This window comes from Brucella sp. GW823-FHT04E01 (genome assembly GCF_058796175.1).
Map to the genome: position 1 here is coordinate 172506 of NZ_JBXAIK010000002.1, position 16257 is coordinate 188762.

The window sequence follows — 16257 nt, forward strand, 5'->3', positions numbered from 1 at the left end:
GGCAGTTTTTATTGATTGACGATTATGCTTGTGCCGTGGGTCGATCAATGCAAAAGATCTATTCAATGGTATTAAAAAAATTCATAATGATATGACGTCAAGGGCGAAGCGGCGAAAACTCCCAAGCTTGAGAGCCTTAAGGGCTTTTGAGGCCGTTTCGCATTGCCAAAGCTTCACTGCCGCCGCAGAAGAGCTTGCAGTCAGTCAGGGCGCTGTGAGCCATCAAATCAAGCTTCTGGAACAGGCTTTGGGTTGTCAGTTGCTTATTCGCGGCTCGCGCGGTGTATCCGTTACCGCAGAAGGTGCGCTTCTGCTGGAGGTTTGTGCTCGGGCATTTGATGAAATCGGTGCAGTTACGACGCTGATCGGACAGGACAACAAGACCCAAATTCTCCGGGTTCGCGCCGGTCCTTTTTTCGCAATGGAAGTGATCGCAAGCAGGATAGCTGGCTTCTTGAAGCAAAATCCAGGCATCCAGCTTCACTTGAATAATCTCGATATAGATTCCATCGCTCAGGATAGAGAAGACGCACAGATAAAGTATTGTCTGCATCCGCCTGCAGGCATGTACAACATCGAACTTCTAAAAGAAAAACTGGTACCTGTCTGCAGCCCCTCACTTCTGGCCAATGTGACAAATCCAGAAGACCTTCTCGTGAATCCTGACATTCCTCGCTTGCATTATCGGGACGTAAACGACTGGAAAAGATGGATATCCCACCACGGATTTGATGATTTAACCGCCAATTCAAACCTCTTTTTTGACGATCAACACACATTGTTGGCGGCTGCTCGTTCCGGACAGGGCATTGGTTTTTCTCATCGGCCTCTGGTCGAAAACGACGTGCAGCGCGGAAGCCTCCGCATCGTGTCCGAGCGATATTTCGAGCCCAAGGAATCCTACAAGTTTATATGCAGCCACGAAAACATTGCCTCCAACCCGGCGTTGCAGCTCTTCCGCGACTGGCTTGTCAAAGAGGTTTCGACCATCAGTTAGGTTCAGACAGTTATCCCAGATGGAGGAGGTAGCGGATTCACGCTTGTCCAGCGGCAGTCGTTTACGATCTGCTGACGCAGATATGCATCCCGAACCGCTGCTCGTTCGCAATTGCAAGGCCGCCGCCACTATGCGTGGCGGCCGTTTGGTCATGCTCAGAGGTTTTCCTTGTAGAATGGAATCAGCTTCGCCAATGCCTTTCCGACCGGTTCCGGCTTGTCATAAAGATCGTAGTGCGACCAACCCTCGACGACGACCAGTTCCTTCTTCTTCGAGGCCGCCCGTTCGATTATTTCGCAGCCATCACGGTACGCACCGAAAGCGCCTACCTGATCACCGACCACTATGCAGAGAGGTTGTGTCAACAAAACTTCAGCGAGGTGGAATGCGTCCCAGCCAACTGCCGCCGCCTGATGCGACAGGAGCGAGCGGTTCAGACCGTTCGGCTTCTGGCCACGCGGCGTGCGGTAATATTCGGTCGCTTCCAGCGGGTCACGGTCGGTAACACCGGCAGCACGGGCTTCCTCGACAGAATTGGCCAACAAATTGTCGACGTGGAGAGATCCGCCGCGAGCCTCAGCGGTCCGTTGCTTAGCCATTGCCTCCAGAGCACCGATTGGGTTGAGGCCGGTGAAGTTGCCCCGCATCAGGCGACCATAGTTCGCGCCGGTAACAGTGCCCACTGCCTTGATGCGACGCTCGGTCATAGCAGCGTTGATCGAGTAACCACCACCACCGCAGATGCCGAGGACACCGATGCGATCCTCGTCGACATAGGGAAGCGTCACCAGATAATCGGCCACATGGCGAAAGTCCTCCACGCGCAATGTTGGGTCTTCGATGAAACGCGGCTCACCGCCGCTGGCACCCTGGAAGCTCGCATCGAAAGCGATGACAACGATGCCCTCCTTGGCAAGAGCAACACCATAGACGTTGCCTGAGGTTTGATCCTTGCAGCTTCCGATAGGGTGTGCGCTGATGATAGCCGGATATTTTTTCGACTTGTCAAAGTTTGGCGGGAAATGGATATCGGCGGCAATATCCCAATACATATCGTGATTACGGATTTTCACGGTTTCCATGATGGGTTCTCCTTGATTTCGGTATTAAGAGGCATTTCATCGGCTGATGGGCTGGCGCTTTCACATGAAGGCCGGCTTGTCGCCATCGGTGTTGGGCTTATTCACGCCGATGTTACGATCGCCGAGTGCGCCCGGCGCTTGAAGCAATTCAACGACGAGGGCTGCCACACTCTTCCGGGCGACTTCGGTACCCTTGAACGGCTCGTTTCGCTCGGTAATTTCGTAGTCGACCTCGTCGACATCAGTCAGCCAGGCAGGCCGCAGGATGGCATAGTCCAGCCCCGAAGCTTCAATGGCATCGGCAGCCTTGCGGTAAGGCGGCAGGTATTCACCGATTTCCCGCTTGTTCCAATCGCCAAATTTGCCCGGCACTTCATCATAGATGCCGAGAGTGGTGCAGAAGATCAGCTTGCAAACACCGGTGCCCTGCATAGCATTGATGATGGCATCAGCCTGTGCGTCGACATCACCGGCAAGGTTGGCATAGACCACATTCTGGCCGAGCATCGCTTCCTTCAGTTTGGCAGCGTTGTGAACGTCGCCTTCAATGATGCGGGCATTAACGGTTACGTCGCGGCTCAACTTCCCCGCGTCGCGTTGGAACAGGGTCAGTTCGGCATCGTCGCGACTGACAAGCATGTCGACGACATGCCGGGCAATCTGCCCGCTCGCACCAAGGATCAGGATTTTGACCACATCATTCTCCCTGCAGTTTATTGCATGGAATTAAATATAAGCCAGTAGACGGCAAGGAAAAATGGGGGCACTCTTCAATGAGTTTGAAGCAGTAGTTCATAATGAGCGCACATGGACCGCAATCTCCTTCCTGCCCTCGCCGCTTTCGCGGAAGTCGCCCGCGAAGGAAGCTACACGCGCGCCGCCGGCCGGATTGGCATTTCTCCGTCGGGTCTGTCGCAAGCAATCAGAACCCTGGAACAACAGCTTGGCGTGCGTCTGCTCAACCGGTCGACACGTTCGGTGTCACTGACGGATGACGGCAGGAAGCTGCTGTCTCAGGTCGAGCCAGGGCTGGCAATGATCTCGCATGCGGTGGTCGCGGTTGGCGAAGCGCGCGATAAGCCGAGTGGTGAGATCCGGCTGAATGCGCCGCGCGTCGTCGCGCATCATTTCATCGAACCACATCTGGGTGAGTTCGCGCGCAGATATCCTGAAGTGCGTGTTGAACTGTTCGTTGACGATGGATTGGGAGACATTGTGCGGGAAGGCTGCGATGCGGGCATTCGTCTGCGCGAAAGCGTGACAGACACGATGGTTGCCGTACCGATCACGCTTCCTGTTTCGCTGGCTATCGTCGGCTCGCCAGCTTATTTCGCAGCCAATCCACCCCCGAAACGGTTCGAGGATCTGGCAGACCATAATTGCCTCGGCTTTCGCCAAACCAGCAGCGGGACCGTTTTTCGCTGGGAACTGACGGATCCCCGCTCGGGCGAAGAGCAGCTGTTTCAGCCTTTCGGAACATTTGCCACCAATAGCGACGACGTCATGTTGAGCGCCGCACTCCAAGGTGTCGGTTTGGTAATGCACCTGGACTTTGCTGTCCGTCAGCATCTGGCCTCAGGCGCATTGGTGCGGGTGATGGAGGAGTGGTGCCTGCCTTTCGAGGGCTTCAATCTCTATGTGTCATCGCGCGAGCAAATGCCGGCCAAACTACGCGCCTTCGTCGATTTCCTCGTCGAGAAACGGCGGCAGCTGGAACCATAACCAGCTTGGTGTCAGTCGGCTTTTCAGCAAGAAGCGCGTCGCCTCGCCCCCAAACCCTCCGTTCCTCCCTATCCGATCTCGGCTTTCGGGTGAATGTCAAAGCCATCGAGCTCGAAATGAAGGCGCAAAACAGACGCCGACTTAATCAATAGTATTCCATCCTATGCGTCGCCAGCCCAACTGTTTCAGGCCAACATTGTCGAGCTGTTGATCACAATAAGCGCCCCGGCAGATTTGATCTGAAAAACAGAACCCGACGATGCGTAACCAAGTGGTTTAGCGCGATGCCGGGTTCTGCCAACATTTCCTCCAGATTGTGAAGGGCCGATCAGCTGATAAAGAGCCGGAGGACCAGAGTCTTCGTCATGGGCAGAACTTTATCAGCCACTCGCTGATCTTCTTATGTGTTTGCCGAAACAAAAGCCGACATGCTGGTGATCAGCAGCATACCGACAGTTGCGCCTGCATCCTGAAGACCGATGGTCTTTTCCTGAAAAGCTGCGGCCTTGCCGTGCTGGGCAACCATCGTTTTAGTCGCTTCAAGCGCATCTTCGGCGGCCTTGGCCGCAGCTGCAAGCGCATCTGCCAATGAAGCACCCGCTGCGGCTTGGGCTTCAAGCGTCACGGCGATCGGATCAAGGACATCGAGAAGCGTCTTGTCTCCGACCTTTGCCTTGCCACGCTCGGCAATGCCATCGCGATAGGCACGCCAAAAGGCGGCAATCTCTGCAGTGCCCAACTCGTCGATACCATCGCAGGCCTTGCTTGCACGCAAGAAGCCCGTTGCGGTCAGCGTACCCATGGTCGATGGCGCAACGCGTGCCATGGTAGTGCCAGCTGTGCGCAGAAGCTTGGCGATGCCTGCAGCTTCACCTTCCGCTTGGACAGCTTCTGAAGCTGCGGCAAAGGCCTTGCTCATGGTGATGCCGAGATCGCTGTCGCCAACCTTACCGTCCAGCGCGATAAGGAATTCGCGCTGTTCTGCAAAAAGCTGCTTCCAGCTGTCGAAGAGATTAATCAGATCAGATGCTGTAATGACGTTCATGACTGCACCTCAACCCGCAAAATGCTTGAAGAATGGGGTGTTAGCGGAAGCGGCAACCAGCGGTTCCAGTTCATCATCGAGATGCAGCACGGAAACTGACGCGCCAGCCATTTCCATGGAAGTGGCAAACTCGCCGATCCAGACATGCTTGACCTTGATGCCACGCTCGTCAAAGAGCTGCGAAACGCGACGGAACATGATGTAAAGCTCTTCAAGCGGCGTGCCACCAAGACCATTGACCAGCACGGCTACTTCATCGCCCTTGGCATAGGTCTGTTCGGCGAAAATACGTTCCATCAGTTCGTCGATGACTGCATCTGCGCTGGCAAGCTTCTTGCGGCTGATGCCCGGTTCGCCATGGATGCCCATGCCGATTTCCATTTCATCTTCGCCGATGGAGAAGGTGGCGTGACCGATCTCCGGCACAACGCAGCTGGAAAGTGCAACGCCCATGGTGCGGGTGCGCAGGCGTGCCTTATCGGCAAGGCGTGTTACTTCATCAAGCGACAGACCGTTGGCTGCTGCTGCACCGGCTGCTTTGTAGACAAAGAAGATACCAGCGACACCGCGACGCTTGTGTTCTTCACCGACAACCGAGGACGCCACATCATCATTGCCGACAACCTGTTTGACGGCGATGCCATCGAGATCGGCAAGTTCTGCGGCCATATCGAAATTGATAATGTCGCCACTGTAATTGCCATAGATGTAGAGAACGCCAGCGCCCTGATCGATAGCCTTGGTGACCTGATACATCTGTTCCGAGCTTGGCGACTGGAAGACGCCGCCGACAGCCGCGCCATCGATCATGCCTTCGCCGATATAGCCCAAGAACAGCGGCAGGTGGCCTGAGCCACCGCCAGTTGCAATGCCGACCTTGCCGGATTTGGTATTGGCTGTAACCATGCAACGCTTGTCGTTGTCGACAAAGGTAAGCTCGGGATGCGCCCGATAGATGCCTTCAAGCATCTCATCCACGAAATTGACGGGATCGTTCAGGAATTTCTTCATGATTTCCTCTTGAGAGTATCGGGTTATTTCTTGCGTTGGCGGGTGACGAAGAAGGCGGCAGCCAGCAGAATGAAGCAGCCGACGACAAGACGCTGCCATGTGCTGGGGATGCCGACGAGCACCAGAACACTGTTGATGACGGTGATGAGCAGCACACCGAGAAGGGTGCCGAAGACTGTGCCGGTGCCGCCGGTGATGCGTGCACCACCTAGAACCACAGCGGCGATGACCGCGATTTCGGTTCCGACGAAATCGAACGGGCTCGACTGGCGATTGGCGCAGACATGGATGATGCCTGCAAGTCCGGCCAGACCACCTGCATAGCCGAACAGGAAGATATGGATGGTGCGCAGGTTGTAGCCGAGGCGGCTTGCGATCTGGCTGTTACCACCCATCGCAAAAATCGCGCGGCCCATCAAAGTGCGGTTCAATATCCACCAGGTCAGGATTGCGGCCGCAGGCAGCACCAGAAAGTAGAATGGCATGGTGATGGTGGCACCGGTCGCCGATTCAAACTGGAACAGCGGCAGGCGACCGAAGGCGCCCATTGTCGGGGGCAGGGACATGATCCAGACCGTGCCGACAAAGGCCAGCAGGAAGCCACGGAAGAGATATTGCGTGCCGATGGTGACGATCAGTGACGGTACGTTGAGGTAATGCACCAGGAGACCATTGAGGACGCCGAGGAAAATACCGCCCGCAATCGCCATCAGAATGATGAAGATGATCGGCAGTTCCGGCATATAGGCCTGCACCAGAAGCGTCAGCGAATAGACTGTCGTGGCAGCAATCGCCGTAAAGGAAACATCAATGCCACCAGCGGCGAGAATGATGAAGACGCCAAGCGCAAACAGGCCCATCACCACACTGGCACGGCCAATATCGATCAGTGTCGAGGCTTGCAGGAATGCAGGGTTGATGATCGAGACAATCGTGCAGATTGCCACGAGCAGAAAGAAAGTGATCGATTCCGGGCGCCTGCGAATGAAGTCACCCAGTTTGAAGGAGTGGGCGGTCCCCAAGTTATTTTGGCCCACATCCTGTTGATACTGTGACGCACTCATTAGGCAACTTCCTTCTGCGACGACATCATGGCTTGATAAAGCTGATCTTCGGTGGCCTGTGCAGCATCCAGTTCTGCGACGATGCTGCCTGAGTTCATGACGAGAATTCGGTCGGCATTCTGCAGAAGCTCCGGCAGATCATCGCTGACGATGATGAGGCCCATGCCAGCTTCGGCCAGCGCCTGAATTGCGCGGTAAATTGTGTCTTTCGATCCCACATCGACGCCGACGGTCGGGCCGTGCAGCACCAGAAGCTTGGGGCCAATGCTCAGCCAGCGACCGATCAAAACGCGCTGCTGATTGCCGCCCGAAAGCGCGCCAACCGGCAGGTCCAGATTGGTGGTGTTCAGCCGCATCTCTTTCATCAGCGAGGCGGCGATGTTGCGGCCCTGTTTCTGATCGACGATGCCAAGGCTGTTGCAGAGCTTTCTGAAGATCAGAGCGATCTCGTTTTGAAAGATCGATTTATCGAGGAAAAGGCCTTCTGCAAGGCGGTCTTCCGGCACATAGCCAATGCCACGCTCGATGGCTTCCGCCGGGCTTTTAACTTCGGTCTTTTGACCTTCGAGGCGGATTGAACCTCTATCAGCAGGTACAACGCCGGTGATTGCCATGGCCAGCTCGTTGCGTCCGGAATCTGCAAGGCCGGTAATGCCGAGGATTTCACCCTTACGAAGGGTAAAGCCAATGTCCTTGAAGCCCGATGCGGTAAGGCCGTCGAGTTTAAGCAGTTCGGCATCGCCGGGCTGTGCCGTGCGATAACGCTCAGCGTCGATTTCCCTGCCGATCATCAGCTCGGACAGCTGCTTCTTGGTGTAGTTTTCGATCGGGCCCTGCGCCACGCACTGGCCGTCGCGGAAGACGACTGCATTGCCGCCGATGCGATAGCATTCATCAAGCTTGTGGGTGACGAACAGCACCGCGACGCGTTCTGCGCGCAGGCGTTCGACAACTTCAATCAGATTGTCCACTTCGCGACGGGTCAGCGATGTGGTCGGTTCATCCATGATGACGAGCTTGGCGCGCGTTGCAATGGCGCGGGAAATAGCAACCAGCTGGCGCATGGCAAGCGGCAGCTCGGAAACGATTGTGTTCAGGAAGGCTTTGTCAGTTGGCAGGCCAACCGTGCTCAATGCCCGTTCCGCAGTCTCGCGAAGCTGCGAAAGCTTGACGCTGCGGAACAGTCGGCCATTGCTTTCAACAAGCTGCTCATTCAGCGCTACGTTTTCAGCGACGGTCAGATTGGGGATAAGTGACAGATCCTGATAGACGGTCTCGATACCGGCTGCCAGCGACTGGATCGGGTTCAGCGAAGTATAGGTTTTGCCATCGAGAATGATCTCACCTTCGCTGGGTGCATGTGCGCCGGACATGATCTTGATGACCGTGCTCTTGCCGCAGCCATTTTCACCCAACAGGTGATAGGCCTGGCCAAGATCGATTGTCAGATCAATGCCGCGCAGCGCGTGAACGCCGCCAAACCGCTTATGGATGTTGCGCAGTTCGAGAAAACGATCCGGCGACCGGTCGCTGCTCGTCCCATTCTTCGTCGTAGTTGACACGTTAAATTCCTTTGTCGCCGCACCGCTCGCCAAAGCGATTGGGCTGGCTGTAGGACCGTTGGCTTTCGTTCGCCACGCGCTAATGTCTTGATTTTAGATAGTTCGTTTGGTTCAGGCGCCCGGATGCAACGGGGCATCCGGGCTTTTGACACCACCGCGTGCGGCTGAACGATGTCCGCACACGATGGTCAGTCAGCCTGTAGCAGCGCTCTTAGAAAAGGTGTTCCTTGTAGGTCGCCTTGTCAGCGATAACCATGCCGTTACCGATGACGAGCAGGCCTTCACCGGCACCCTTTTTGACGCTGACCTTGTTATAGCCTTCAACGCCGAGGTCGGTGCCTTCCTTGACTTCCTTCTTTTCGAGCAGAAGCTTGGCAACCGCATTCATAGCCATGCCAGCCTTCTGCGGATCCCAGAAGCCGATTGCTGTGATCGCACCGGATTCCAGCAGATCAGCTGAAGGGTTTGGCAGACCGGTGCCGACCAGGCATACCTTGCCGCTCAGGCCAGCTTCATCGATAGCGCGGCCAACGCCGAGAACGTCGTTACCGGCAGAGGTCTGGAAGCCCTTCAGGTCAGGATGCTTGCGCAGGATTTCCTTGGCCTTTTCATAGGTGCCGTTGGCATCGTCGAAGGATTCGTTGTTCGGATCGACGAGCTGCATGTCAGGATACTTCTTGGCGTTTTCTTCGCCCGAACCAACCCACTGCATGTGCGTGCGACTGCCGAGCGAGCCAACAAAGGTGGTCCACTTGCCGCTCTTGCCCATGCATTCTGCCAGACGCTCATTGAGCGCTGTGCCGTAATCGGCATTATCGAAGGCTTCGACATCGGCCATGGTGTTGACCTGGTTGTCGGCTTCATGGGTCACAACAACGATGCCGCGTTCCATGGCGCGCTTGAAGGTGCCTTCAAGAACAGCTGGGTCCATAGGAACGACTGCAAGTGCGTTAACGCCCTTGGCAACGAGGTCCTGAACGATCTGAAGCTGCTGTGCTGCGTCTGCCGTTGCCGGCCCGCTCTGTGTTGCAACCACATCCGGGTTGGCCTTCTGATAGGCTTCAACGCCTGTGTTCATGCGGTCGAACCAAGGAATACCGCTGATCTTGACGACCGTTGCGATGACCGGCTTTTCCTGTGCGACGAGCGTGCCCGCGCTGCCCGCGACGATCGCTGCACCAATGATGGTTCCGGTGAGCAGTTTTTTCGTTGTTGCTTTCATCATTTCCTCCACACTTACCATCCCCCAAAGTCTATGTTCGGGTGCCTGAGGGTTGAGCACCGATGTTTCCCTTTTGGCGATTGCCGAGGGTAAAGAATCCCGCGATGTCGTATTTTCCGACGGCAAGGAAGGCGAGCAGCAGCAGGCCCCAGGCGAAGTCGCGGACGAAGTTGGAAAGGCCGCCGAAGTTGAGCAGGCTAGACATGAGCTGCAAAGCAATAGCGCTCAGCACCACGCAGATGACACGGCCATAGCCACCTTCAGGCTTCACGCCCGCCATGACGGCGATGAGAATGGCGACCAGCAGATACGAGCTGCCATAGTCGAACTTCACGTTGACGTTGCGCGCTGCAATAATGATGCCTGCAATCGCTGCGAGAAATCCACTCGTGGCATAGGTCGCAATCAACACGCCATTACGCGGGAAACCAGCAAAGACAGCGGCTTTCGGATTGGTGCCCATCAGCATCAGCCAGTAGCCATAAGGTGTGAAGCGCACGACCGCTGCGATCAGCAAGGCTACCGCTATGAAGATCAGGAAGCTGATCGGAACAGCCAAAAACATGTCATTGCCGATGCGCGACAGAAGATCGGGGCTGCCGACCATGACAGCGCGACCACCAGACACAACAACCGCAAGACCCGTAAAAGCCATCTGCGTGCCAAGCGTGCAGAGGATCGGGGTGATGTTGAAGCGCGCAATCAGGATTCCGTTGACGATGCCGCCCGCAAGACCGATCACCAGTGCCAGTCCGATAAAGGCGAGGCTGAAGCCAAGCTGGTTTTCGGCGCTTGAGATAAACATCGAAACGATGACAGCAGAGAGCACACCGGAAAGGTTGGCTAGCGCAATGCCCGAGAGATCGATCCCGCCATTGCCAGCGCACATGGCCAACATGACGCCGATTGCCAGAAGCCCGATTTCAGGCACCTGACCTGCCATGGACTGCAGATTGAACAGGGATAGGAAAGATCCTCCCGAAATATACGCGCCAAGCGCGAGCAATCCGAGATTGATGACAACAAGCATAGCAAGCTGATTGCTTGTCTTCTGCATGGTCTCCTCCTACCACGTTTAGTAAACAAAACTGTTATTCACTAAATAAATGACGAGATGGCATACAGCTGTCAAGCGCAATATCGGCAAATTTCCGTTGCCTGTGGATCGATTTTACCCTAATCGGTTTAATTATCGCTCATATTGTTTACTAAACATATGATTCATATCAGGATGCAAAATCGAACGTTTGCCGTTGAAAAGATGGGGCCTGTTAATTCTTGATCTGAGACCAAAACCGGCAACATATTGAATCTGGTGCCAATTGCGGATTTGAAGTTCCCGAGAGCAGATGCCATACAAATGGCAGATATTCTCGTTCCCGGAGCCTATGTCCTTAACCGAATTCCTATAATCGTGCGGAGCATATGAAAAAGAAAAAGTCTTTTACGATCAGAGACATCGCAGAGACTGCCGGCGTTTCTCCGGCTACGGTTTCGCTTGTGCTCAACGGTAAGGGCGAAATTTCGGGCGAAACGCGTGCACGTGTCCTCGAAGCCGTTTCCAGACTGAACTATGTTCCACGCGCGTCAAAAACTGCGCCAAGCACCGGGGAGACGATCCGCTTTCTCAAGATTGCCAAGCATGGCGAGACGGTCAACCGCGATCACAGTGTTTTTGTCTCGGATTATATTGACGGCATGTCCTCGGAAGCGACGCGCCGAAACTATACGCTGGAAGTGGTAAGTTTCGACGGGCAGCCGATAAGTGCAGTAGCGGAATCGCTTGCCGGTGCGCCAGTGCGCGGTGTGATCGCGCTTGGGACCGAGCTTTCGGCGGCAGACATCCACATGATACAGGGGCTCGGCCTGCCCACAGTCTTCATCGATACCTTTTATGAGGTCATTGAAGCCAATTTCGTCGACATGAACAATGAGGACGCCGTCTTCAAGGTTCTGTCGCGCTTCAAGCAGCTTGGTTTTTCGCGGATCGGTTTTGTCGCCAGTCATACGGAAACGACAAACTTCCGTCTTCGTCGCGATGCGTTTTTCAAGAATATGCAGCGTCTGGACCTGAAGGTTCAGGAGCGCGATATCCTTTCGGTTGAATCGACCTATGAAGGCGCCCATCGCGATACTTGTGCGATGCTGCATTCAGGACTCGATCTGGCCGAGTGCTATTTCTGCACGAACGATATCATCGCCTATGGCTTCATCCGCGCACTGAAGGGCAAGGGTCTTCGTATTCCTGACGATGTTTCGGTGATTGGCTTCGATAATCTGCCGCAAAGTGCAACCATGGAGCCGGGTCTCACAACGGTTGACGTATCCAAACGGAAAATCGGAAATCTCGCAGTTACCGTTCTCGACGACCTGATCAATACAGCGGAACCGCAACCGCCGGTAAAGATACTGGTTGGGGCAAACCTGATCCTGCGGGCGAGTGAGACTGCACTTACCCCGAAAGCCGCCAGAAGCCGTGAATCTGGCTAGCGTAAGGAAATGTGCCCGATAGAGCTGGAAAATCATATTATGAAACCGGTGAGTAGCTGGTAAGCAATCCGGGTCCGACAGACCAACTTCAGAAAGACAAAAAATTGTCCAGAAACCCTCCTCGCAATCAGGCCGGTTTTGCAACACGTGCGATCCATGTCGGTCAGGAACCTGACCCTTTGACCGGAGCCGTGATCCCTCCGATCTATCATGCGACGACCTACGTGCAGGATGGCATAGGAGCGAGCAAGGGGTACGACTATACCCGCAGCGGCAATCCGACCAGAAACGGTCTTGAACGCTGTCTTGCCGATCTCGAGGGCGCGGCAGCAGCTTTCGTTTTCCCGAGCGGGCTTGCCGCGGCCGCAACATTGCTGGAGGCGCTTCCGGCCGGTTCGTCGATATTGGCCCATAACGATCTCTACGGTGGTGTCTACCGACTGCTGGCCGATGTCAGACCAGTCACCGCCGCGCACAATGTGAATTTCGTGGATTTTTCCGACGAAGCTGCACTGCGCCAGGCTGTCCTCGACCATAAGCCAGCTCTGCTTTGGTTTGAGACCCCGTCCAATCCAACGCTTCGCATTGTCGATCTGTCGCTGGTTGCTGAACTTGGCAAACAGGCCGGTGCAATTACGGTTTGTGACAGCACCTTCTCATCGCCGGCAGGCCAGCGTCCAATCGATCATGGAATTCATGTGGTTGTACATTCGGCAACGAAGATGCTGAACGGGCATTCGGATCTTTTGGGGGGCGTGGTCGCGGTTTCTGCAAACGCACCCGCCAAGCTTGCCGAACGGGTTGGTTATCTGCAGAACGCCCTCGGCTCGGTCATGTCACCGACAGATTGCGCTCTTCTGCACCGTTCGCTGAAAACCCTGGAAATCCGCAGCATAAGGCAATCGGAAACGGCACTGAAGCTGGCGACCAGTCTCGAAAAAAGAGCTGAAGAACTGGGACTGACCAAGGTTGTATATCCTGGCCTTGCCAGCCATCCGCAGCATAAACTGGCCGCTGAACAAATGATCAATTTCGGCTGCGTCATTTCTATCGAGGTTTCCGGGGACCTGACACGCGTCGAACGTATTCTGACTTCGACCCGTTATTTCCACTTTGCAGTCAGCCTCGGAAGCGTGGAAAGTCTCATTCAGCATCCATATTCCCTGACCCACGCGGTTGTGCCTGAAGACCAGAAAAACCACCTGGGAATTGGCGCTCAGCTCATTCGCATCTCGATCGGCCTGGAAGATCCGGAAGATCTGGAAACCGATCTGGTGCAGGCACTCTCAAGCAACCGGTAATCGCCCCCATCTTGAACTTTTGCAACTGAGCCACTGTGCCGGGTGGCTCACACGCTTCTTCGATCGCAAGGAAAATTCCCGCCTTATTTGAGATACAACAAATCCGGTTTGTGACTGTCACTCTAGAATGGCTCGAATGATGATGCGGCTGTCATCATCATGCTTCGAAGCCTGACAGCCACGGAACAATCAGATGTCGGCAGAACCTGTCTCACTTTCCCCCGTAATTGATGTTCGCACCATACCGCCCATTTCGCGGCATGCGACGATCTTCTCGATGATCGATTCGCTTGAACCCGGCGAAGCGCTGGAAATCATCAATGATCACGATCCGGTGCCACTGCACCACCAGCTTGAAACCCGCAATCCGGGTGCATTCTCGTGGGTCTACAAGGAAACCGGTCCATTATGGCGGGTCGAAATCGGTCGCCGAAAAGGCCATCATGGTGCTGACCATGAGTGCACCTGCGGCAATCACTGAAGTCTTGTAGGCACAACGTCCAGGACGAACTGAGATGATCGGCGCGACGCTTTCCCGTTGGACCCTATCCTACTTTACCGCTTCGCTGGCTTTCCTTGTCTTTGGACTTGCCTTGATGGCAGGCGGTTTCGGCTTTCCGGGTCATGGAATTCGCGCTGCGGAAACACTGATAGTTGTGCACGCCATCGCTATTGGATGGCTTGCACTGCTCATGAGCGGCGCACTCCTGCAATTTGTGCCGGTTCTCGTGAACAAATCCCTGTGGGGAAGCCGGGCAAGCCTCCCGGCTTTGCTTCTGCTCGTGACAGGCTTGTCCGGCCTGCTCATTGGTTTTGCGGGCATGGCTGGGCTGACGGAGAGCCCGGCATGGTTGCTTCCGGTCTCTGGCATCCTGTTGACCTGCGGATTTTCCACCATTTTCGCCATACTGGGCATGACGCTCTGGCTCGCTCGCCCAATCGCCTTGCCCGCGCGGTTTGTTGCGGCAGGCATCTGCTGCCTTATGACAACAGCTCTGCTTGGCAGTGTTTTCACCTTCGCGCTCTCCGGCTTTACGGAGCAAGCCGTTCTGCTCGATATTGCGGGAGCGGCATTGCCGGTTCACGCAGCGCTTGGTCTCGGTGGCTGGATGACTTTCACAGCTATGGGTGTAAGCTACAGACTACTGACAATGTTCATGTTGTCCCCTGATGCTGCGCGGCAAACAACCAGAATTATCTGGTGGGAAGGCGCTGCTGCCCTGACCATCCTCGCTGTCGGAATTGTCGTTGTCGCCTTGGAAAGGGGATCGGTCGAAATCGCCGTCACGGCGGCTCTCATTCCCGGAATCGCCTGCATTGCGCTCTATATCGTCGATATTCAGACGATCTACCGGCAGCGCAAGCGCAAGACGATAGAATTGAACAGTGCCGCCAGTATTCCAGCCTTCATCGCGCTAGGGCTCTCGCTTCTTCTGGCAATTGCCCTGTTCTGGACAGGCACTACCGATGCGATGATTGCAGCCCTCGTCTATCTGTTCGCCTTCGGTTGGCTGACCGGCCTCAGCCTTGCCCAGCTATACAAGATCGTGCCGTTCCTGACCTGGCTCGAATGTTATGGTCCTGTCATGGGCAGGGCACCGACGCCGCGTGTGCAGGATATGGTCAGCGAGCGCCGCACACGTCAGTGGTTCTCTCTTTATTATACTGGCGTTGCCGTCGCGACGCTGGCTTTGATTGCCGAATATCCAACCGTGTTTCGTTTGGCCATTACGTTGAATCTCATGGCGATCCTTGCATTGATCGTGCACTTCTTCCGCGCCCGGCGGCTTCTCGATGTACCGCACGGCCTACGCCTGCCAAAAGGGGCAACCCTGCCACATCTCATCTATGCCGGTGAACCAATTCTCAGGAGATCGAAATGACACTCTCAGTTCAGGACATCACGCATCATGTGCTGGACGTGCGCCCTCTGATCAAGGGCGGCGTGGAACCGTTCAATGCCATCATGGAAGCAGTTGACGGTCTTTTGCCGGGACAAAGCCTCCTGCTGATCGCCCCGTTCAAACCGGCACCGCTTTTCAGTGTCATGGAGCGAAAAGGCTTTTCCGCAAAAGCGGAGCCGCTGGAGGATGGCGACTGGCAAGTCCTGTTCAGTCCGGCGATGGACGCCGCGCCTGAACTGCGGTTCTCGGACAATGTCGGTTCACCGGATGTCTGGCCTGAACCATCACGCTATCTCGATTGTTCGGACATGCAGCCGCCGGAACCAATGGTGCGCATTCTTGCGGAAGTGGAAGAGATGCCTGCAGGCGCGGTTCTGTTCGCCCTGCTGCACCGCGAACCTTTATTCCTCTTTCCCGAACTCGAAAACCGTGGTCACGAATGGGTCGGCAATTTCGATGAGACCGGCACCGCCTATCGTATAATGATCCGTGTTGGAGATGCGAGGTAGTCGTCATGCAACACACGGTACATGACCAGCTGGAGAGGCAGATCATCGAACATCTGCGTCTGGTGCTCGATCCCGAACTTGGGTTCAACCTCGTTGACCTTGGCATGATCTACAGTATCGACATTGGTGATGGCGGAACTGTCGATATCAGTATGACGACGACAACGCCCGGTTGCCCGGCTGCGGGTTATCTGACTGATGCCGTTCGTGCGAGCGCCGAATCTGTCGAAGGGGTTCATGCAGTCAATGTCGAACTGACCTACGAGCCGGAGTGGATTCCGGAGATGGCGATGCCTGAAGTACAAGCGCGATTTGGAGATTAATCTCCCGACGCATATCCGCATCATC

The 16257-nt window shown here is 55.4% G+C and carries 16 protein-coding genes; 8 read left to right on the forward strand and 8 right to left on the reverse strand.

Annotation, left to right across the window (positions count from 1 at the left end):
* Positions 1-28 precede the first annotated feature (28 nt).
* Positions 29-997, forward strand: a complete 969-nt coding sequence (locus AC1RHM_RS06290; RefSeq protein ID WP_235784268.1) for a LysR family transcriptional regulator — start codon at positions 29-31, stop codon at positions 995-997.
* A gap of 155 nt (positions 998-1152) precedes the next feature.
* On the opposite strand, the gene AC1RHM_RS06295 is transcribed toward AC1RHM_RS06290, so the two are convergent.
* Entirely contained in the window at positions 1153-2079 is a 927-nt protein-coding gene (locus AC1RHM_RS06295; RefSeq protein WP_166942370.1) for a prolyl oligopeptidase family serine peptidase, read from the reverse strand.
* 60 nt (positions 2080-2139) lie between these two features.
* Positions 2140-2775, reverse strand: a complete 636-nt coding sequence (locus tag AC1RHM_RS06300; RefSeq protein WP_029928772.1) for an SDR family oxidoreductase — start codon at positions 2773-2775, stop codon at positions 2140-2142.
* 111 nt (positions 2776-2886) lie between these two features.
* On the opposite strand from AC1RHM_RS06300, the gene AC1RHM_RS06305 reads away from it, so the two are divergent.
* Positions 2887-3801: a LysR family transcriptional regulator gene (locus AC1RHM_RS06305; RefSeq protein WP_036588216.1), complete on the forward strand. Its 915-nt coding sequence runs from the start codon at positions 2887-2889 to the stop codon at positions 3799-3801.
* A 400-nt stretch (positions 3802-4201) separates the two neighbouring features.
* On the opposite strand, the gene AC1RHM_RS06310 is transcribed toward AC1RHM_RS06305, so the two are convergent.
* The 6 genes from AC1RHM_RS06310 to AC1RHM_RS06335 all read right to left on the reverse strand — a co-directional run bounded on the left by AC1RHM_RS06310 (position 4202) and on the right by AC1RHM_RS06335 (position 10762).
* Entirely contained in the window at positions 4202-4846 is a 645-nt protein-coding gene (locus AC1RHM_RS06310; RefSeq protein ID WP_029928767.1) for a dihydroxyacetone kinase family protein, read from the reverse strand.
* A 9-nt stretch (positions 4847-4855) separates the two neighbouring features.
* A complete protein-coding gene (locus AC1RHM_RS06315; RefSeq protein ID WP_029928765.1) occupies positions 4856-5857 on the reverse strand; it encodes a dihydroxyacetone kinase subunit DhaK in 1002 nt (333 codons plus the stop codon).
* Between the two features lie 23 nt (positions 5858-5880).
* Positions 5881-6921, reverse strand: coding sequence for an ABC transporter permease (locus tag AC1RHM_RS06320; RefSeq protein ID WP_029928763.1), 1041 nt, complete (start codon positions 6919-6921; stop codon positions 5881-5883).
* Positions 6921-8483: a sugar ABC transporter ATP-binding protein gene (locus tag AC1RHM_RS06325; protein ID WP_029928761.1), complete on the reverse strand. Its 1563-nt coding sequence runs from the start codon at positions 8481-8483 to the stop codon at positions 6921-6923. Before AC1RHM_RS06325 ends, AC1RHM_RS06320 begins: the two co-directional genes overlap by 1 nt.
* A 211-nt stretch (positions 8484-8694) precedes the next feature.
* Positions 8695-9705, reverse strand: a complete 1011-nt coding sequence (locus AC1RHM_RS06330) for a substrate-binding domain-containing protein (RefSeq protein ID WP_010660622.1) — start codon at positions 9703-9705, stop codon at positions 8695-8697.
* 31 nt (positions 9706-9736) lie between these two features.
* Entirely contained in the window at positions 9737-10762 is a 1026-nt protein-coding gene (locus AC1RHM_RS06335) for an ABC transporter permease (RefSeq protein ID WP_010660621.1), read from the reverse strand.
* A gap of 368 nt (positions 10763-11130) precedes the next feature.
* On the opposite strand from AC1RHM_RS06335, the gene AC1RHM_RS06340 reads away from it, so the two are divergent.
* From AC1RHM_RS06340 to AC1RHM_RS06365, 6 genes are all read left to right on the forward strand, one after another.
* Positions 11131-12195 (forward strand): LacI family DNA-binding transcriptional regulator, encoded by a 1065-nt coding sequence (locus AC1RHM_RS06340; RefSeq protein WP_492332495.1) that lies wholly within the window; start codon positions 11131-11133, stop codon positions 12193-12195.
* A 104-nt stretch (positions 12196-12299) separates the two neighbouring features.
* Positions 12300-13496, forward strand: a complete 1197-nt coding sequence (locus tag AC1RHM_RS06345; RefSeq protein ID WP_029928759.1) for a trans-sulfuration enzyme family protein — start codon at positions 12300-12302, stop codon at positions 13494-13496.
* Positions 13497-13689: 193 nt separating this feature from the next.
* On the forward strand, positions 13690-13977 hold the full coding sequence (locus AC1RHM_RS06350; protein WP_029928756.1) for a DUF2249 domain-containing protein: 288 nt from the start codon (positions 13690-13692) through the stop codon (positions 13975-13977).
* A 34-nt stretch (positions 13978-14011) separates the two neighbouring features.
* Positions 14012-15379 (forward strand): hypothetical protein, encoded by a 1368-nt coding sequence (locus AC1RHM_RS06355; protein ID WP_010660617.1) that lies wholly within the window; start codon positions 14012-14014, stop codon positions 15377-15379.
* Entirely contained in the window at positions 15376-15909 is a 534-nt protein-coding gene (locus AC1RHM_RS06360; RefSeq protein ID WP_010660616.1) for a DUF2249 domain-containing protein, read from the forward strand. The genes AC1RHM_RS06355 and AC1RHM_RS06360 overlap by 4 nt, the downstream gene beginning before the upstream one ends.
* Before the next feature lie 5 nt (positions 15910-15914).
* Positions 15915-16232, forward strand: a complete 318-nt coding sequence (locus AC1RHM_RS06365) for a metal-sulfur cluster assembly factor (RefSeq protein WP_010660615.1) — start codon at positions 15915-15917, stop codon at positions 16230-16232.
* The last annotated feature ends 25 nt before the right edge of the window (positions 16233-16257 follow it).